Genomic DNA, 19,989 nt, shown 5'->3' on the forward strand with positions numbered 1-19,989 from the left:
ATTAATGGAGGTATTGTTATGATAAAATTTGGAACAGGCGGTTTTCGTGCAATAATAGCCGAAGATTTTACCCGGGAAAATCTCGAGTTCATATCCCTTGCACTTGTAAGAATAATCAAACGTGATATGAAGCAATCTTTACCCGTGGTTATTGGATATGACCGGAGATTTTTATCGGATCTGGCTTCTAAATGGATGGCCTGCGTATTTGCAGCCGAGGGCATTAAAGTTAACCTTATAGACTATGATGCTCCAACGCCGCTTATAATGTACGAGGTCATGAAGGAAAATGCCGCATACGGCATGGCTGTCACCGCAAGTCACAATCCGGCCCGGTACAATGGAGTAAAAGTGTTCACCTCAGGCGGCAGAGATGCCACGGAAACAGTCACAAATGATATTGAGGCCCAGATCGCTCTTATATCAAAATCCGATATCCGCAGCATGGAATATTCCAGAGCAATCGCTTCAGGCCTGATAACAGTCATAAACCCACAAAATAGCTACATTGACAGCATACTTAAAATAATTGATTCTGAAACAATTAAAAATAAGAACTTGAAGATCCTGCTTGATCCCATGTACGGCGTCAGTAAAACCACCCTCCAGACAATCCTGCTCACCTGCCGCTGCCAGGTGGATGTCATACATGACCGGCATGACACACTGTTTGGAGGAAGGCTCCCCTCCCCCAACAGTTCAACGCTGTACCACCTGTCCCAGCTGGTTGTACAGGGCGGTTACGACATGGGCATCGCAACAGACGGAGATGCCGACAGAATTGGTCTGATCGATTCCAGCGGCACTTTTATACATCCCAATGACATCCTGGTGCTGCTGTATTTTTATCTGCACGAATTCAAAGGCTGGAAGGGGGATGTTGTAAGAAACATTGCCACAACCCACTGCCTCGACCGGATGGCAGCCGCATTTGGAGAAAAGTGTCACGAAGTGCCGGTAGGCTTCAAGCATATTTCCTCCAAAATGCTGGAAACCGATGCCCTTATCGGGGGCGAATCCTCGGGAGGCCTGACGGTCAGAGGGCACATACAGGGCAAGGACGGTGTTTATGCCGGATCACTTTTAGTTGAAATGATGAGTGTAATCGGAAAGCCTTTGAATGAAATTTTGAAGGACATACACACTAAATACGGAAGTTTCCTTATGGATGAATTTGACTGTCTTATGACGGGTGAACGCAAATTGGAGCTGTCAAATCTCCTGTTCCGGGAAAAACAGATTCCGGAATTCCCATGGGCTATAGATAAAATTTCATACCTTGACGGCTGCAAGATATATTTCAAAGACGGCGGTTGGGTCATCTGCCGTTTCTCCGGAACCGAGCCTGTCCTGAGAATTTTCAGTGAAATGCCGTCCCTGGAGGACGCCAAAAGTGTAATAAATACATTCCGCAGCTTTCTTCAGCTTTAGAACAACAGTCCTACCCTGGTTTCAACCACAGCTGAAACCCTTCTGCACAATCGGCCAGGAGGCTGCCCGTTAATTGAGCAGCCTCCTGGCCGATTGTGCATTGTAATATTTATATCTCCGCATATACCTGTACCAGAGTTTTTTCCTCCAAATAAGCAGCCGGAACCTTGTTGCCCTCCAGCACATTACCATCAACAACCATATTATTTACTCTTTTATCAACTCTTTTACTGTCGCCGGTATTTTTTACTGTGATAACAACCCTGACATTTCTGAACATTCTTTCGGCCTTAAACCCATCCCACTCCTTGGGTATGCAGGGATCAATTACGAGGCCGTCATAATCCGGACGTATACCCAGTATATATTGAGATGCCGCAAGAAACATCCATGCCGCAGTTCCTGTAAGCCAGGAATTTGTACCTGCCCCGAACTCCGGATGCTGTTTTCCGAATATATGTGATGCATAGACGTAAGGTTCAATGCGGCAAAGATCGGAAATGCCGTTTCTTCTGCAGGGCAATGCAGTGCTATAATATTCAAAAGCATGCTCATTTCTTCCGAGCAAGACTTCAGCAATAACAGCCCAGGCATTTGTATGATAGAAAATTCCGCCGTTTTCCTTTGTTCCCGCAGCACAGGGCATATAGGCCTTTTTTTCAACATCATAAAAATCAGCAGCAGGATAATGGGTAAGCAAACCGAACTCTGTCATTAAATTTTCATGGACGGCATCCAGCGCCGAATGAGCCTGTTCTTCGGTTGGAAGTCTGCTCATGACGGCCCAGGTCTGCGGATTCAGAAAAATTCTATTGAACTCGTCATCAGCCGTTCCATATTTTTCACCGCAGCTGTTAAAGGCTCTTAAGAACCATTTGCCGTCCCAGATAATATCAAGTTTTGATTTACAGTAAGCATATATCTCCGATGCCCGTCTCTCCTTTTCAGTATATCCGTATTGCCTGTATAAAAGCAGCAGTTCATATACTGCATGAGCCAGCTGAAAAAATACGAATATGCTCTCGGAGCCGCCCTTTTTATTGATTGAAGCCAATGTATCATTCCAATCGCTGAGCAGCAGCAGCGGTATGCCATGCTCTCCAGGATTGTCTACGGTGAACTTCACAGCATTCTCCAGGTGCTCCAGAACCGTGCCTTCTCCTCCGTCATAATAGGGTACGGTTTCATTCAGAAATTCCCTGTCCCCTGTTTCCCTGATATATGTACAGACCGAAAAGACAGACCACAGGTGATCATCGGAGCGTCCTCCTCCGCAGGCTTTCCTGTCTGCGGGATACAGTACCGACATGGCATCTCCCTTTTTGAATTGTATGCTCAGAAGGTCTTTAATTCTGGCTTTAACCTTATCAGGAATTGCATGCACAACTCCCAATATATCCTGCATACTGTCCCTGAATCCCAAACCCCTGTCTATTCCGCGCTCATACAGGGAAATGAATCTGGACCAGTCAAAGGTAGTTTTGCACTGATACTGGTTCCAGATGTTCAGCATAAGATTTACATTATCATCGGGAGTACTGAAGCTGGCATGGGATAAGAAATTATCCCAGTAAGCCCGTAATTCGTCAAAATCCTTCTCAATTTGCCGCTCATCAAGATTCTCCCTGCCTTTTTGCACTGCAGTTTCCTTGTTTTCCGAAAAACCCAGAACCACAACGAAAGCCTTTTCCTCCCCGGATTTCAAATTTACGGGGCAGCACATGGCTCCGACTGCGTTATCGGAAGATACCCGGGAATTTGAACACTTTCCGTTTTCAAGTGCAATAGGATTGCTTTCGGAACGGTATGCCCCAATGAATTTTTCCAGACTGCAGTCATAGCCTTCAACCCCGGCATTTGTGCCTATGTATGGATAAAAGGCTTCAGCCGTCATGGACTCAAAGACAATGAATCCTTCCTTAAAATCAGCATTAAAAAGCATTCTGGGCCAATCACACATCAGATCCAGAGAAGCCGTATGGTAACTGAATTCCACATAGGTAAAGGCTTTCAGGCTCAGTTCCTTCCCGGAATTATTCCTTATTTTCACTTTCCAGACTTCATGATCTTTCCCAACCGGTACAAAATATGTGATCTGTGTTTCAATTCCGCCGTATGAGCTGCTTATAGCCGTATATCCAAGGCCGTGGCGGCATTCATAGGAATCCGGTGTTTTCATTACAGGCTGCCAGGTAGGCGACCAGTATTCCCCTGTTTTCATATCTTTAAGATAAATATATCTGCCCGGCCTGTCAGCAGGCAGGTTATTATACTTGTATCTTGTTATCCTCTTTGAATTGGGATCCTTGTAATAACTCATTCCTCCGGCATTGTTGGAGATAAAACCTCCGTACTCCCCGTTTCCAAGGAAGTTTATCCAGGGAGTGGGAGTATCCGGTCTGGTTATTACATATTCCCTGTTTTGATTGTCAAAGTATCCGTAATGCACAGTCTCTCTCCACCTTCTATAAATTGTCATAGCTCAACTCCGGTATGGTAAACCGAAAAACTCCTTATCAGAGGCTGATTTTCACAGCTCAGTACGGTAAACCGGACCCTTGAGGCCATTATCCTGTCAAAATGATTTATTTTTTTATGTCCTACTGAAGTACCCCTCGCCAGCTCAATCCATTTTCCGCTTTGCCCGGCTTCCAATTTATATTCTTTAATACGTTCTCCCTCTGATATCTCTTCCATAATTATCGCATGGTCCATATAAGCTGGTTCTTCCAGCATCAATTCCAGACTTTTCCCCGGTCCTTCAACGGTTTTTATTGGTTTTGAAAAACGCTTCCTTATCTCATCCCCAAATTCCAGCAGCCTTTCAGCATCAGCTTCGGGAAATAAACCGTTTCTGTCCGGAGACACGTTTAGCAGCAAATTGGTGCCCCTTCCTACAGATTTATAATATATATCCATAAGTTCCTCAAGTGAAAGAAGACTTCCTTCATCATCCGGATGCCAGAACCAGTGCTTCTTTCTTATGGGAACATCACATTCGGCGGGCACCCACTTCGGTGTATCAGGCAGCCAGGTGAGCATATCCTCGGTAAACATGCTGGCTCTGGCTTCACTTGCCGTATTCCGGCAGGTCTCTGGTGCAAGGCCGTCCTCGTTTCCCACCCAGCGTATAGTGGGTCTTCCCATGTTGAATATCATTGCATCGGGCTGATATTCAGTCACAGTATCGCATATCTTCTTCCAGTCATACTGACGCCCCTCGGAACCCGCTCCGTCAAACCAGAGCTCTATTAGCGGGCCATAGCCTGTTAACAGCTCTTTAAGCTGTTCCAGATAAAATTGGTCATAGTCGGCCTTATTTTCATAACAGGGTTCATGCCTGTCCCAGGGTGACAGGTAAATGCCGAAATGTATTCCCTCCTGACGGCAGGCTTCTGCACACTCCCTTACAACATCCCCTTTCCCATTCCTCCATGTAACCGATTTTACCGAATAATCAGTTGTTTTTGTGGGCCACAAGCAAAATCCGTCATGATGCTTTGCAGTTAGAATCAAATATTTGAAACCTGCTTTTTTGGCAGTCCGGGCCCACTGCAAACAATCCATGGAAGTTGGATGGAAGGTATCCGGGTCGTCGATGCCGTCCCCCCACTCTTTATCATTGAAGGTATTTATTCCGAAGTGGCAAAAAAGCCCCAGCTCCAGGTCCTGCCAGATCTCTTGCTGCTTTGTGGGTTTTGCTGCTTCATCAGGTTTATGCATGGCGGCCTCCGTTTCTGAGTTCCCGGGTATATTCCTCCATATGGATTACCCGTTTTTCAATTCTGGATTTCTCGGCTGCAAATGCCAGAAGGTGGCTTTGGACTGAAATTCCGGAGGCTGTGAGCCGGTCTTCCTCTTCTGTCTGCATGAGTTTTACGAAATTACTCATAATCCCCTCGTCTCCTCCCCCATGTCCCGAAGTACCGGGGTTAAGGCAGATTTTAGTTTTTGCACCGTCAGCAAACCTGGTGATCTCAATTTCATTTTTTTCCATGGCACCTCTTATTTCGCCTCTGGTACCCATAATCTTAATTGTCCTGCTTACTTCATTTGTAAAGGCACACATCGTAAACGATACGGTAACGCTATTTTTGAATTCCATTGCTACTATCTGATGGTCAACCACATCATTATCGCAGCGGTACACGCACCTTCCGTAGGGGCCGTCCTTAAGAGCCGCAGTAAGTGCCTTCACACTGGTGTTACTGCTGATTACCGATGCGGGAAACCCTGTATTTCCGTTTATATATATCCTGGGTGCATAAAACGGACACTCCTCACGGTGAGGACATCCGTCAAGACAGCGGGCGGGAGCATCAACAGGGGCATTTTCCTTTCTGAAATGGGTCAATTCTCCGAAAGATGCCACACTACTGCATTCCGAATCTGCCAGCCATAAAAGTATATCCAGGTCATGGCAGGATTTTGCAAGAATCATTGGACTTGACTCCCGGGAATTCCTCCAGCTGCCCCGCACATAGCTGTGTGCCTGATGCCAGTATCCCACATTTTCATTGTGCTGTATCGATATGAGCCTGCCTATTTGACCTTCGTCCAATATCTTTTTTAATGTTGAAAAGAAAGGAGTAAATCTCAGAACATGGCATACCGAAACCATCCGGCCATACTTCTGTGAATGCTCATCTATCGCCAAACATTCCAATGCATTATTTGACATGGGCTTCTCCAGCAAAACATGGTATCCCGCCTCCAATGCCCTTATTGCCGGCCCTGTATGCATATTATCCTGGGTACAGACCAAAACGGCATCTGCTGCCTTGGGAGACGACAGCAGTTCCTCCCAGGTGGGATAACACATGTTTTCCGGGATTCCATGAAGCCTTGCGAAAGCTTCCCTTTTATTTGTATCAGGCTCTGCAACAGCAGCAACTCTGAGCTCCTCAGGATGAGAAAGCGCATAAGCGGCATATATACTGCCTCTCTGCCCGGCTCCTATCAATGCGATGCTTACTTTTTTCATATATACCTCCATATTACAAAATTCTTTATTTTAACCTTTTATGCCAGAGGACATGATACTTGTCTTGATCTGCTTAGAGAAAACAGCTGTGATTATCAGAACGGGCAGGATTGTCACTACAGAAAGTCCCATCATCATATTCTGCCGCACCTGGGATGTCTTGGAAATGGTATATATGGCCACGTTCAGTGTCCAAAGTTCGGGTTTGTTTGCCACCAGGAAGTACCAGAAAAAATCTCCCCAGGCTCCTACAAAGGTTTGAAGGGCAATCAGGGTTATAATGGGCTTGGACATGGGAATACATATTTTCAGAAAAGTATTGAGCTCTCCTGAACCGTCCATTCTTGCAGCATCGAAATATGCATTGGGAATCCTGTCAAAAAAGCCTTTAAAAAGATAAATGTAGAATGGATAGGGATAAAGCCAGGTAATCAGCATTCCGCCATAGTTATTATACATTCCCCAGCTTTTGACCAGTATGAGCTGCGGTATCATAATACATACAAAAGGTATCATCAAAGTAACAAGAAAATATAGAAGTACCTTGTCGGAGGTCTTTTTACTCAATAATTTAGACAAAGGATATGCAGTAATGGAGCATATGACCACTTCGCAAACTATGGCAAATACCAGAGTGATCACGGTATTGAACATAAATGCAAAAAAACTGTATTTCTGGATGCTTGGAATATTTTTATACATATACACCGGTGTAAGATAATAGTACTTGTAGTTTTCCAGCAGGAGAATACTATTGTAAGCTGCTATGGTACCCTTGAAATCACCTTCGGTATTATATGCGGTCTTGAGATATTCCCCCATTTGACCGGAGTACCTGTTTTTTCCCAGCTCCATAATATCATAAACCCTGTCCAGTCCATTAATATCAAAGTTATAGCCCAATGCCTCCGCTGATTCCAAATATTTGCCGTTTGCAAGAAGGACTTTTGAGGAAACCCTTGCCTTGGTATATGTTCCGAACTGCAGCTGGAGCCTGAGCATTAAACCGTGAGCCCTTGAATAAAATACTGTTTTGCCGTCCATGGTGCCGTAAAATTTGACTTCACTTATAGTCTCCCTGTTCAGTTCATATATGGTGGAGTACATTGCAAGGGTCGAATCCTTCAGCATAGTATCCTTTAACTCACCCTCAGATTGATTTTCCAGTTTTGAATAATCCATAACTATGGATATGCTTGTTCCTTCTCTGGGAATCAGCCTTGGAGGGTAGGAATATATTTCGCTGTCGTCCTGCAGAGATAAACTCACGATATAAAATAACGGGAATATAATAATTAATAAAAATATAGTGCTTAAAAAATATGCTATGATTTTAAGTCTTTTTTCGGAAATGTTTTTAGCCATTTCATCTGCCTCCCTTTATTCCGATTCCTGGTTATTCAGCTTCAACTGTATAAATGTTATTACCGCTATAATCATCATCAGTGTCATGGCTGCGGCACTGCCCAGGCCATAATCGTAATTCCTTGTGTAGTAGTGGTAAATAAACAGCGGAAGTGATGTTGACGCCCCGGCCGGTGCTCCGTCTGTGAACTGGAAAGGAAGGTCCAGCAGCTGCAGAGCCGTCATGGTAGTTAAAACAAATTGAATCAATATGAGAAACTTGATGTTGGGCAGAATAATGTAGAACATTCTTCTAAAGCCGGTACAGCCGTCCAGCATTGATGCTTCCTTGACATCCTCCGATATACCGAGGATTGCCGCCAGATATAATAATACCGAAAACCCGCCGCCTATAATTCCGGGGAAAATAATGCAGAACTTGACCCACCGTGCATCTGACAGCCATGGTATGGGATCGGCTCCAAAAAACTTTACCAGGTAGTTTGCCACTCCGAATTCAGGTTCCCATATCCATTTCCACAGGGTTATATTTATTGTCAGCGGAATAACTGCCGGAAGAATATAAAAAGTTGAAAAGAAGCCTCTTAGCTTGATTATTTCTCCTAAAAACAGTGCCTGAATTATGGGTATGAAAAAATTCAATGCCACGATCAGAACCAGATATACAAAGGTATTCCTCCAGGCTTGCCAATAATCTGTATTCCTGAACAGCTCTCCGAATTTTTCAAAACCCACGAACTTACCCGGAGGGTTTGCAACGTCATACTGATAAAAGGACAATTTAAGCCCCTGGAATATTGTGTAATATCTCAGCACAAAGGTGGATAACAATCCCGGCAGCAGGAACAGCCACGGTATTACCGCCTTTTTTACCCGGTAAATATGCAGATGCCTGTGGGTAGTAATAACAGAACTTGATGTTTTCATTTTAAACTCCATTTCTGCTTTGTGCAAAATGAATTTGCCCAAAACAGAAACAAAAATTTCAATGAAATTTTTTATGGGCTTAAATTCAATTTAAGCACGTGCCATTTATTTTTAAAGAGGCACCTGTTAAGTGCCTCTTTTGTATGTTTACAATATTAATTACAAGAGGGATTAATTATTAGATTCCTTGACGGATTTATTGAATTCTTCTACAGCTTTAGCGGCTTTATCCTGATATTCCTGAAATACTTTAGTTATGTCTGAATTTGTATCACCAAAGATTTTTGCAACCATATCGTCTGCGAAAGAGCCAACTGCACCTTTTCCATAGAATTCAGGCTTGCTTATGAGATTTGATGCATCCATTACTGCCTGCATTTCAGCATCAATTTCACCGATATCGGAAACCTTCACATCGGTTCTGGCCAGAATTGCTGCTCCTAAAGGACCTTTTGCCGCCTGTTCCTTAAGTGTATTCATTAATTCATTTTTTGAATTTGCATACATTATATAGGTCCAGCCTGCATTTGCAATATCCATATCACTGGTGGCAGGCAGTACCCAGGCATTGGCACCGGCCTGAGTATATGCATTTCCGCTTGGGCCTTTCGGGAATGCGAAATACCCTATTTCCTCAGCTTTTGCACCGGCATCTACAAATTTTGCAAGAGTACCGGCATTTATGCTGTCATAAATCATTGCTGATTTACCCATTGCGAAATCCTTTGTTAAAGCTTCCAGATTTTTTGTTCCGTCAGATTGTATTACCTTTTCTTTCTTGAGAGTTCTGTAGAATTCGGCCGCTTTTATTGCTGCCGGATCTGTAAATGTCAAAGTGAGCGTTCCGTCTGAATTCTGTTTGGTCAAATCTCCGCCTGCTCCCCATACCCAGGTTTCAAAATGCCAGCAGCCCCATTGTATTGCATCAAGGCCAAAGCCGTACTGCTGTTTTGCGGGATTTGTGAGTTTTTTGGCAGTTTCAAGGAATTCATCCCAGGTTGCAGGAGTTGAAGTTACTCCTGCTTCTTCAAACAATCTTTTGTTATAGTAGAAACCCATGACATATTTATCGTAGGGTACTGCATAGTGCTTGCCGTTTACCGCAAAAGATTCCACCTGTGTCTTTTCGAAGTTTGCAAAATCCGGAGTTTCAGCTATAAAATCATCAATAGGCAGACATGCATTCCTATATATGTAGGACATTACGGTAGGATAGCCCATTTGTATGGCCGCAGGAGCATTTCCAGCTGCAATGGCTGCTATTATGGCATCAGTGCCGTTATCCGGTGTTTCAACTATGTTCAGTTTAATATGCGGATTATCCTTCTGGAAACTCTGCTGCATGGCAAGTGTTGCTTCTGCCGTATTTGCAGCCTGCTGCCATAAGGTTATGGTTATATCCTTTTCAGGTTCAGCTGCTGGAGCAGAAGCTGCCGAAGTCTGTGCTGCAGATGTTGAACCGGCACTTTCGGCGGCACCGCTTCCGCCGCATCCTGAAAGCAATCCCGTACAAAGCGCTGCCGATAAGATAATACTTAAAAATCTTTTACACATTTAATGATTTCCCCCTTTATTTTTAACTACTTTCCAGATCAATTATATGAAGAAACCCAACGTGCTCAAAAGGCCGTATATTTGTAAAAGGTGCGTGAATTCAATCTATTTGAAGGAAATAATATTATGTAAACCATTTTTTTATAATCAGCCTTTAATATATGGAATATGAATAATGACAGAAGTATATCTTCCTTCCTCACTAACGACTTTAAGTCCGTATTCCTGTCCAAAATAAAGTCTGATTCTCTCATTGACATTCTTGAGTCCGATTCCGCCCTGAGAAGTACTGCTGCTGGACATCAGCCTGCCGTTGATCAGCTCCACCTGTTCCTGCGGCATGCCCACTCCGTTATCGGTAATTTCAATCAATATATCCATATCTGAAGCACTGATTTTTATGTTGATTTCACCTGGCCGTCCATTACCGGTGAGTCCGTATTTTACTGCATTTTCAACAATAGGCTGAAAAGTAAGCTTTGTTATTTTGCTGTTCAGAAGTTCCTCATCAGACAGCTCCAGCATAATGGCAAATTCCAGTTCTTTCTTGAGCTTAAGCACCTTCTCATAGGCATACAGATGCTCTATTTCCTCCCGTATCTCCACCAGTCTGTTGGTATTTATGGTATTAAATCTTAAAAATTTGGAAAATGACGCAATCATACTGCTGACAGGGCCTTCCCCATCTTCGGCAAACATTGCGTTCCACCTGATAATATTTAAAGTATTGTACATAAAATGAGGTTTGATCTGCATCTGCAGTGCATCCAATTCAGCTTCCTTGCGCCTGATCTCCTCATTCTTTCTCGATACCTCGGAATCAATGAGATTTCCCAGCAGGTTTTTTATACGTACAATCATGGCATTGAATCTGTCTCCGAGAACCCCGATTTCATCTTTCTGCTCGTCATGATAGACAAGTTCAAGATTATTTTCACCGACCCTCTCCATTGTTTTCTTAAGACGCCTGAGCGGAATGGAAATACTTGACGTGACGACATAAGATATTACAAGCGCACAAAATATGCATATTATTGTTACCTCTATAATAAGGCTTCTGACATTGTAGACACCGCTGAGTATTTTTTTCCTTTCGGCCATGTATACAATGGTCATGTCTGTTTTTTCAGAGGTCTGGAAAACCAGTATATAATCCTTGTTCTGGATTTTCCTTACCAGACTGCCTTCTTTTATAGCAGATATTTCATTGATTATGTCTGTTCCGGGCATTTTATTCACTGCATACACACCGTTTAAAACACTCACTGTTCCGCCTTTTCCAGACATGAATACTATTTCATTTTCATCATACATGTTCTCCAGATCGATCATGTCCTTGAATATTTTAATGGGAACATTAATAATAATTACTCCTAATTGTCCGCTCTGATTCAGCTGAGGGTCGGGAATCGACTGGAAAAGCGTGATATATCCGCCCAAATATGATTTTCTGAGAGGCTCTACAAGGTATATGTCCTTTTCCTTCGAACTGTTGCTCCAGACCAGAGAGCCGTCTGAATTTACGGCATTGAGAAAGTCCTGTCTTTTTACATATTCCTCAGCCTTTTCAATGGAAGCACCTCTTTTTGTGCCTTTGTAATCAATTTGGACAAACTGGTCATAATCGCTGACAATCTGCAGATTATTTATATCCTGCAGCCGAGAGGACTCAAAAAGGATATTTCCTATTTTAATTTTACAATCCTGGTATTTTTTCATAGCTTCGGGATCAGAAGCTTTATTATCTTTGAGTGATTTGCATTCTATTAATAAATTTCTGAGCTGTGTATTTGAAAAGACACTAAGGGCAAGTTTCTCATAAGGCTTCAGCTTTTCATCGGCAGTTTTCCCGATATTGCTCAATATCCGTCTGGTACTGCTTGAAATATTCTTATCCATCTCACGGGTGCTTATGTTGAAGGAATAATAGCCAATTACCATATTAGGTATTATGATGATAATGAGAAAAGCTAATATCAGCCTCTTATATATACTGAATTTCCTCAATGTATTTAATATTCCAGCATATATCTTCTTTAATTTCTGGTTCATCCCTTTTCTTTTCATCGGACTTCCCCTTATGAGAAATTATTGTTTCAACCCTTTGCTTTGCTTCCTGAAATCCTTTGGCGTGATTCCTGTTATTTCTTTAAATATCCTGCCAAAATGCTTGGGACTGTCATAGCCTACCATTTCACAAACATCGTACATTCGGAGCGACAAATCCTGAAGCAGCTTTTTTGACTGTTCTATCCGCACTTTCATAATATATTCGGAAAAATTCTCACCCGTTTTTTCTTTAAAGAGCTTGCTGAGGTAGGTCGGGTGCATATATACCACATCGGAAAGCTTCTGCAGGGATAGATTTTCATTGTAGTGTTCATTGATATACCTGAGCACGCTTTCGATAGCCAGCCCAAGGGGCTTTTCCCTGACTGTATGCAAACCGGATATGGTTTTTCTTAAATATGAGGAGATAAACTTTTTAATTTCCTCGTAATTGTCTATTTTTAAAAGTGTTCCAATTACATTGTGATCGGATTGGGCGGTTTGAACCTCCCGGCTGTGGTATTTTCCTAAAAATCTGTTTATGATCAATAAGATTTCTATGCACGCCTCAAGAAGGACTCCTCTGTCATACATGTTATCAGTATACAGTTCCGATATTATGTTAAGAATATGTTCCTCGAAGGCTTCCTCGTTATCGTGCAGGAGATGTTCCTGTATGCTTTCCTCCAGATTTGCCGGCACAACCGGCTTTCCTGTAATGAACCTTGAAATGTTTTTATAAAAAAGCAGGCTGCTTTTGTTTATATACCTGTAATCCAGGGCCTTTCCGGCCTCCCTGTATGAATGAGAGAGCATTCCCACAGTATTGTAGATGCCTCCCACACCAAGGTACAGGTTTATTGATTTAACTATATCTATAGTCAGCATCAACTTTTTAAGTATGCTTTCCAATTTGGTCAGATCCTTTGGATAAAAAATAACCGATATTTCGCTTATATTGTTTTCAAAGGCATAGGCTTTTCCGTAGCTCTCAAGATAATTCGCTATCTCACCGGTCAATGCAGACTTGAAACTGTCATAATCACCATGCTCCAGGTTCTTATGGCTTTTTTCATTCAGAACTAAAAATCTGATTATGCAAAAACTTTCATCTGTGAGATCAATACCTATTTCATAGGCTTTTTTATGAATGTATTCCGGATTTTGTATGACTCCTCCTGCAATATTATTCAGAAACTGCATCCTCAGTATCTTCATAAATTCAACCTGCTTTTGCTTGGCCAGGATGTCCTCATGAAGGCTGATTTTCAGCTTTTCAAATATACTCTTGAGTTCATTGAAATCCACAGGCTTCATCAGGTAATCAAAAGCTCCCAGCCGCAGTGCTTCCTTTGCATATTGGAATTCGCTGTGACCGCTTAAAAGGACGGTTTTTATGTTCGGATTGATTTCCAGGGCATCTTTTATTAGTTCAAGCCCGTTTTTGCCGGGCATAACTATATCGGTCAGCACCACATCCACGTACTCCGTTTCTATGATACCTACAGCCTCTGTTGCCGAGTGCGCAGACCCTATGACATTATATCCAAGCTCCTTCCAGTTTACAAACCGGCTTAAACCTTCTATATCTATTTGATCATCGTCTACAATTAAAATATTGAACATCTGATATTCCCTCCGGCTACACCCTGGATAAAACTTTGAGATATAATTCCGTGACATTTACTGTCGAATCATTATAGCAAATATTATGGTATACCTATTCTACAATATTAATTTAATTCCTTTGGTTATTAATCCCATTTAAATTTTATATGGGATTTGCATTATTTCTTTAAAATCATTCATCCAGCGAGTATTTTATCAATAATTCCAGAAGTTGGTCAAAAGATATTCCAGCAGCTTTAGCACACTTGGGGAAAAGGCTGTTTTTCGTCATACCTGGCAGCGTGTTGACCTCAAGCACGTAAGGGATACCGGCTTTGATTATTATATCTACCCGGGCATAAACACTGCATTTCAAAACTTCATAACACTTTGTTGCAATCTGCTCAATTTGCCTGTATTGGTTCTCTGTGAGCTGAGCTGCATTTTCCTCCGCACCTTCTTTATCATATTTAGAAAGGTAACTAAAAAATTCAGCTTTTGGTTTAATTGAAAGTACCGGTAATAGATTTCCGTTTAAAATTGAACAGGTTATTTCTTCACCTTTTACATACTTTTCAATCAATGCCTCATTATCAAGACTTAAGACCTCTCTTACGGCTGCAAATATTTCTTCTTGACTATGGGCAATGTATGTTCCGATACTGGACCCTCCTGAATTTGGTTTAATAATCACGGGATATCCTAATTGTTCAATCTTTTGATACTTCAACTCATCAATATTCCGGACAATTAACCAATCCGGAGTTTGTATGCCCATTACATCCAGAAAACCCTGAATAGTTCCGTCTTCTCCAAATTTTCCGTGAAGTGCCAATATCACGAAATCCAAATTTTGAACCTTATCAATAAGTTCTTTTTTACTTTTAATTTTTATGGGACAAATACTGTTTTTATCAGAATCCAAATTATTCATTATTTCTTTGCCTGTATTAAGAGAAACCTCATATTCCGATGATATTCCTCCCATAATAACTCCGATTTTCATAAAACATCCTCCATTAGCCAGATTTCTGAGTTAGGATTTTATATAACAAAACTGTATCCATGTCTTTGGAAATCAAGCGATTCATAAAAAGCATGTGCAGATTTCCTGTTTATATTGCTGGATAATGAGACTTTATAACATTTAGCCTCTTTGCCTTTATCTATTGCAAAACGTATCATTTCCTTACCCACACCCATCCGCTGAAAACTATCGGATACTACCACATCCTCAATAACTGCTGACGGCGTCCCCATATGAGCAAGATTATCCATAATGAGCAGCGCAAAGGTTCCTACTATTCTTTCCTCATCAGCAGCTACATAAATTTTATAATCAGGGTAACTTTTCATTTTATAAAAAATATGCTTTGCCTGTTCAACTGATATGATTTTACCGTTATCCATATCCGGCTGCGAATACAGTGAAAGAATTAAGGGTATATCACACTCCGCTGCTTCCCGAATTTTAATTTTCATATTTTTTGATTACCTCCCCAATAATTTTAATGCCCTTTTTAATTTCTTCATTATCTACCCTGGAAAATCCGAGTCGTAGGGTATTTTTTCCGGTATTATCCGTAAAGAAAATATCTCCCGGAGTAAAAACAACACCTTTTTTACAGCATTGCTCCAGCACAATCCGTGAATCAATGCTGTGTTCAAGCTCAACGAAAATATGCAGACCGCCTTCACCCGATACATTTTTACAGGGTATAAATTCCTTTGTATAACGTAGAGCCGTCTCATATTTTTCTTTATATATCTTTCTTACTTTTTTGATATATTTATCGAAGTTTCCTTCATAAAGATACTGATACAATAATGCCTGGTCAAAAGAGGATGTATGAATATTCCGGCTTCTTTTCAGACTTTCAATGTAATATATAAGATTTTCATCACCAATAACCCAGCCAATTCTTAAGCCTGGAAAAAGAATTTTGGAAAAGCTGCCGATATAAATGACATTATTACCTTTCCCATTGCAAGCAATCAAAGGAGTAATATGTGAACCCGAATATCTTAATTCTTCATTAAAGCCATCTTCGATCACAGGCACCTTATATTTGCTGAAAATATTAAGGATGTCTGCTCTTTTTTCAGGCGGCATAACGATACCTGTTGGGTTATGATAGGATGGTATCAGGTATGCAAGGCGCATATCGTTTTCCGATAAAGTTTTCGAAAGTTCACCAAGATTCATGCCGTCATTATCCATAGCTATTCCAACCGGCTCCAGTCCGTGCAATTTCATAACTTTTATAGCAGTATTGTGTGTAGGATTTTCGCAGATTACCTTTTGCCCTTTATCACACAGAGCGGATAATACCAGATCAAAACCTTCTGTAAATCCATTGGTAATAAGTATATCTTTTCCGCCTGTATCAAGACCCTTGCTCTCCATATATTTCAATATATGCTGCATAAGAGGCCTATAACCCTTGGCATATCCGTAATTCAGTAGCTTTTTGCCTTCAAGAGGGATTTTGGCCAAAAACGCTCTTTTCAGACTATCTATATCAAAATATTTTTCATCGGGAGCAATACTGGTAAAAGAAATCATCCCCTTTTCATAAGTTATCCCCTGCTTCATGATGTCTAACTGTTCGGCCTGTCTTGCTTCGTAACTTATTCTGTTTAACCAGTCTAAATTACATACATCTGCACAATTTACCGCTTTAAATGCTACAAATGTGCCTTTGCCCCCCATAGTATCTATAAATCCCTCATCCTGAAGGCAATTATAAGCCTCAATTACTGTATTCCTACTTACATGCAATATTTCACACAACTCTCTGGTAGACGGCAGTTTTTGTCCTTCCTGAAGCATTCCTCTGGAAATCATCTGTTTGATATATTCTTTGATTTGAACATAAACCGGACGTTCTTTTGTAAAATTAATGTCTGCAAACATGATTCTCACCACCTTGTTATATTCTTACATAAAAAATCAGATAGTTAAAGAACCACTGTATGTGAAATTTTATGTTATTGCGGATGAGGAATTGTGTTTTGAGTTAAAAAAAAGGAGCTTTTCGGCTCCGAATTATAATTGTTAAGATTATCACCATCCAATATTTACTCAAGTAATCTTTCTCTCGACTCGTTTGCATTGGCGATGTTGTATTCAGTTATCTTCAAAGAATTGTACACTCCTGCATATCTTTCACTTTCCGTGCTTACCCTTCCTCCAAGCCGTCGACTGCCTGGAGTACTACCAGCAATTTGTCTTCAACATACACCTGGTGTGATTTCTATTCGTCAGACCAAAAGTATGCCCTCTGCTTCTTCAGATTCCTCGTCACCAGGGACATTTTTGCTCCTGGCTATCCCATTCCCACTACCGGACGGTTTACAGATTACACTGCAGAGAGTGCGCATGCCTGTACAAGAAGTATATTTTACCCGGGTATTATTTTCTGTACACTGCCGGCATGACACACCTGTACTTTGAATCCTCTCTGTTCAGGGATTCGGAGTGACCTATAAAAAGGTAACCGCCTTCCTCGGTACTCTCATAAAACTTATTCACCAGTTCGCGCTTTGTCTCATTATCAAAATATATCATCACATTTCTGCAGAATATAACATGAAACTTTCTCTTAAAGGGAAAATAGCCGGTCATTAAGTTAAATCTTCTGAAAATGACTTCCTTTCTTATTTTATCACAAACTTTAAAAGCCTCCCCGCTTTGAACAGTAAAATATTTTTTTCTCCAGGCTTCCGGCAGGCTGTTTACGGTATCCCTGCCATAAATACCGGCAGCAGCTCTGTCCAGAACTTTTGTGGATATGTCGGTGGCAAGGATACTGGTATCCCAATTACTTTTTAAAGCCCCGAAGTAATCACCGATTATCATGGCCAGAGTATAGGGTTCCTCTCCCGTAGAACAGCCGGCACTCCAGATACCCATATCCTTCTTTTTGTCACAAACCCTTTCAAGCTGAGGCAGTACATGATCTCTGAAGAAATCAAAATGCTGATTTTCGCGCATGAAATACGTATGATTTGTTGTGAGCCTGTCAATCATTGCAGCAGCAAACCTGCCGGTTTTATCGGCTCTTATGTGATTCATGTAATCGGTAAAACTGGAAAAGTTATTTTCTGCAAGATAATTTATTAACCTTCCCGAGACCAGTGATTTTTTATGTATAAGATTTACCCCATAGTTTTGCCTTACATAATCAACCAAATCAATGAATTCTTCTTCTGTCATTTGACTAATACTTGCCATAGTCGTTGTCATCAAGGGATATTTTGGGTTTTGCGGCGGCGGCTTCCTCCTCTGATGTATACGGGGTTTCCTTGCTCTTTTTCCGTTCAAGCATACCCTCTATTGTGCGGAGCATATCCGGTGTAAGCACCTCATTGGCAGTTAATGCGGCTTTAGCTTTTTTCAGTTTGAATCGTGATACCGACTCCTTAAGCATGTCGGCCTGACCTGAAAGCTCTTCACTGGCAGCCGCACACTCTTCGGCGGTAGCCGAATTTGTCTGGACAACCTGAGCGACCTGCTCGATAGCCGAATTGATCTGGGATATACCTGTGGCCTGTTCATTTGATGCCACTGCTATATCTCCCACAAGCGCTGCTGCTTTTGCCACACCTCCGACAATTTCGTCCAATGCAGCTGCCGTTTCATTGGCGATCTTTGTACCTATTTCAACCTTCTTAATGGAGCCCTCTATCATTTCGGTGGTTTCTTTTGCTGCATTGGCACTTCTTGCGGCAAGATTTCTTACCTCCTCGGCAACCACAGCAAAACCCTTTCCGTGCTGTCCGGCCCTTGCGGCTTCCACTGCTGCATTCAGCGCAAGTATATTTGTCTGGAAGGCTATTTCGTCAATTACTTTTATTATCTTTGATATATTTGCAGAAGACTCGTTGATTTCGGCCATTGCCTTTACCATCTCCTGCATCTGGGAGTTGCCCCTGGCCGCGTTATCCTTGGCCGATACGGCAAGTTCATTTGCAAGTCCGGCATTCTGGGCATTTTGTCTTGTCTGGGCAGCTACCTGGGTTATTGAGGAAGTAATCTCTTCCACCGAGCTTGCCTGTTCAGTAGAGCCCTGTGACAGCATCTGGCTTGATGATGACACCTGTCTGGCCCCCAATGCCACCTGCTCCGAAGCAAAATTAATATTGCTCAGCACCTCATTATTCGTTTCGATCATCTCACTCAGCTTCCTGCCCAGCAGATCCTTATCCGATCTCACTTTTACATCGATGGTCAGATCACCTGCTGCCATCCGCTCAACAATCAGGGCCTGGCTCCGTATGTTTTCCACCATTTTGGAGAAGGACAGCATAAGAGTGCCTATTTCATCCTTTGTATCGGCCTGTACGCTTACTTCAACATCTCCCAGAGATAGCCTGTCGGCCGCAACAACCATATTTTTTATAGGATTGCTGATGAGCCTTGATATGATCAGTCCCAGGCCTATGGCTAAAAACATTCCGACAGCGATAAATATTATCATCATCACAATAGCTGTCTGTGCCGCACCGTCATTGCTCTGGGATTTTTTACTGGCGTCGTCCACCTTCATATTGAACAGGTTGTCATAGTTGGCCTGAATAGTCTTATTCAAGCTGTCTCCCTTTGTTTTGGTGAGCTCATGAGCTTCATCATTTTTACCTGCCAGGGCCAGGTCAGTAACCTGCTTGCTGTACGGAAGGAATTCTTCATCTATAGTTTTTACAAGCGAGTCGTATTCGGTTCTTACCTGACTGCCCACAATGGTTTTCCCGAAGCTGTCCAGCGCAGTCTGCATTTCATCCTGGAACTGACTGATTTTGGTCATATTCTCATTCATTGATTGAGTATCTTTATTTATTATGACATTGAGCATATTGAGCCTGATTCTCTGGTACTTTTCATTTGCGGTGGCCAGCTCTGTTATGGGTACCGTATTTACTTCATACAGCTCTGTGTCTGCCTTATTTATCTGAACAATGTTAATGACACCCACAATACCTACGATGCCCGCTATCAATGCCACAATGACAAAGCCTGCAATAAGCTTTGCCGCTATTTTCATATTTTTAAACCAATTCATAAAAGCCTC

At 41.9% G+C, this 19,989-nt stretch carries 14 protein-coding genes; 1 reads left to right on the forward strand and 13 read right to left on the reverse strand.

Annotated features, from left to right (window positions below; translation table 11 throughout):
* The first annotated feature begins 18 nt into the window (after positions 1–18).
* Positions 19–1,431 (forward strand): phosphoglucomutase/phosphomannomutase family protein, encoded by a 1,413-nt coding sequence (locus T344_RS0119900; protein WP_027630131.1) that lies wholly within the window; start codon positions 19–21, stop codon positions 1,429–1,431.
* 109 nt (positions 1,432–1,540) lie between these two features.
* Here T344_RS0119900 and T344_RS0119905 read toward each other — a convergent pair whose 3' ends face one another.
* The 13 genes from T344_RS0119905 to T344_RS0119965 form a co-directional block, all read right to left on the reverse strand.
* Positions 1,541–3,910, reverse strand: a complete 2,370-nt coding sequence (locus tag T344_RS0119905; protein ID WP_051572090.1) for a GH36-type glycosyl hydrolase domain-containing protein — start codon at positions 3,908–3,910, stop codon at positions 1,541–1,543.
* A complete protein-coding gene (locus tag T344_RS0119910; protein ID WP_027630133.1) occupies positions 3,907–5,154 on the reverse strand; it encodes an alpha-L-fucosidase in 1,248 nt (415 codons plus the stop codon). The genes T344_RS0119905 and T344_RS0119910 overlap by 4 nt, the downstream gene beginning before the upstream one ends.
* The gene (locus tag T344_RS0119915) at positions 5,147–6,415 is read right to left on the reverse strand and encodes a Gfo/Idh/MocA family protein (protein WP_027630134.1); all 1,269 of its coding nucleotides are present in this window, start codon (positions 6,413–6,415) and stop codon (positions 5,147–5,149) included. Before T344_RS0119915 ends, T344_RS0119910 begins: the two co-directional genes overlap by 8 nt.
* A gap of 30 nt (positions 6,416–6,445) precedes the next feature.
* Positions 6,446–7,780 (reverse strand): carbohydrate ABC transporter permease, encoded by a 1,335-nt coding sequence (locus tag T344_RS0119920; protein ID WP_027630135.1) that lies wholly within the window; start codon positions 7,778–7,780, stop codon positions 6,446–6,448.
* A gap of 15 nt (positions 7,781–7,795) precedes the next feature.
* Positions 7,796–8,707: a carbohydrate ABC transporter permease gene (locus tag T344_RS0119925; RefSeq protein ID WP_004629208.1), complete on the reverse strand. Its 912-nt coding sequence runs from the start codon at positions 8,705–8,707 to the stop codon at positions 7,796–7,798.
* A gap of 171 nt (positions 8,708–8,878) precedes the next feature.
* Positions 8,879–10,261: an extracellular solute-binding protein gene (locus T344_RS0119930; protein WP_027630137.1), complete on the reverse strand. Its 1,383-nt coding sequence runs from the start codon at positions 10,259–10,261 to the stop codon at positions 8,879–8,881.
* 147 nt (positions 10,262–10,408) lie between these two features.
* The gene (locus T344_RS0119935) at positions 10,409–12,328 is read right to left on the reverse strand and encodes a sensor histidine kinase (protein ID WP_027630138.1); all 1,920 of its coding nucleotides are present in this window, start codon (positions 12,326–12,328) and stop codon (positions 10,409–10,411) included.
* A 21-nt stretch (positions 12,329–12,349) separates the two neighbouring features.
* A complete protein-coding gene (locus T344_RS0119940) occupies positions 12,350–13,936 on the reverse strand; it encodes a response regulator (protein WP_027630139.1) in 1,587 nt (528 codons plus the stop codon).
* A 175-nt stretch (positions 13,937–14,111) separates the two neighbouring features.
* On the reverse strand, positions 14,112–14,924 hold the full coding sequence (locus T344_RS0119945; RefSeq protein ID WP_027630140.1) for an ATP-grasp domain-containing protein: 813 nt from the start codon (positions 14,922–14,924) through the stop codon (positions 14,112–14,114).
* A gap of 38 nt (positions 14,925–14,962) precedes the next feature.
* Positions 14,963–15,400, reverse strand: coding sequence for a GNAT family N-acetyltransferase (locus T344_RS0119950; RefSeq protein ID WP_027630141.1), 438 nt, complete (start codon positions 15,398–15,400; stop codon positions 14,963–14,965).
* Entirely contained in the window at positions 15,390–16,835 is a 1,446-nt protein-coding gene (gene pdxR / locus T344_RS0119955; RefSeq protein WP_027630142.1) for a MocR-like pyridoxine biosynthesis transcription factor PdxR, read from the reverse strand. Before pdxR ends, T344_RS0119950 begins: the two co-directional genes overlap by 11 nt.
* 498 nt (positions 16,836–17,333) lie before the next feature.
* Positions 17,334–18,146, reverse strand: coding sequence for a CheR family methyltransferase (locus T344_RS0119960; protein WP_027630143.1), 813 nt, complete (start codon positions 18,144–18,146; stop codon positions 17,334–17,336).
* The gene (locus T344_RS0119965) at positions 18,142–19,980 is read right to left on the reverse strand and encodes a methyl-accepting chemotaxis protein (protein ID WP_027630144.1); all 1,839 of its coding nucleotides are present in this window, start codon (positions 19,978–19,980) and stop codon (positions 18,142–18,144) included. The genes T344_RS0119960 and T344_RS0119965 overlap by 5 nt, the downstream gene beginning before the upstream one ends.
* Between the last annotated feature and the right edge of the window lie 9 nt (positions 19,981–19,989).

The organism is Ruminiclostridium cellobioparum DSM 1351 = ATCC 15832 (assembly GCF_000621505.1).
GTDB classification, from domain to species: domain Bacteria; phylum Bacillota; class Clostridia; order Acetivibrionales; family DSM-1351; genus Ruminiclostridium; species Ruminiclostridium cellobioparum.

Bases quoted from the DNA above. Each gene is read 5' to 3' on its own strand.
- T344_RS0119900 (WP_027630131.1), top strand. From the start codon at position 19: ATGATAAAATTTGGAACAGGCGGTTTTCGTGCAATAATAGCCGAAGAT.
- T344_RS0119905 (WP_051572090.1), bottom strand. From the start codon at position 3,910: ATGACAATTTATAGAAGGTGGAGAGAGACTGTGCATTACGGATACTTT.
- T344_RS0119910 (WP_027630133.1), bottom strand. From the start codon at position 5,154: ATGCATAAACCTGATGAAGCAGCAAAACCCACAAAGCAGCAAGAGATC.
- T344_RS0119915 (WP_027630134.1), bottom strand. From the start codon at position 6,415: ATGAAAAAAGTAAGCATCGCATTGATAGGAGCCGGGCAGAGAGGCAGT.
- T344_RS0119920 (WP_027630135.1), bottom strand. From the start codon at position 7,780: ATGGCTAAAAACATTTCCGAAAAAAGACTTAAAATCATAGCATATTTT.
- T344_RS0119925 (WP_004629208.1), bottom strand. From the start codon at position 8,707: ATGAAAACATCAAGTTCTGTTATTACTACCCACAGGCATCTGCATATT.
- T344_RS0119930 (WP_027630137.1), bottom strand. From the start codon at position 10,261: ATGTGTAAAAGATTTTTAAGTATTATCTTATCGGCAGCGCTTTGTACG.
- T344_RS0119935 (WP_027630138.1), bottom strand. From the start codon at position 12,328: ATGAAAAGAAAAGGGATGAACCAGAAATTAAAGAAGATATATGCTGGA.
- T344_RS0119940 (WP_027630139.1), bottom strand. From the start codon at position 13,936: ATGTTCAATATTTTAATTGTAGACGATGATCAAATAGATATAGAAGGT.
- T344_RS0119945 (WP_027630140.1), bottom strand. From the start codon at position 14,924: ATGAAAATCGGAGTTATTATGGGAGGAATATCATCGGAATATGAGGTT.
- T344_RS0119950 (WP_027630141.1), bottom strand. From the start codon at position 15,400: ATGAAAATTAAAATTCGGGAAGCAGCGGAGTGTGATATACCCTTAATT.
- pdxR (WP_027630142.1), bottom strand. From the start codon at position 16,835: ATGTTTGCAGACATTAATTTTACAAAAGAACGTCCGGTTTATGTTCAA.
- T344_RS0119965 (WP_027630144.1), bottom strand. From the start codon at position 19,980: ATGAATTGGTTTAAAAATATGAAAATAGCGGCAAAGCTTATTGCAGGC.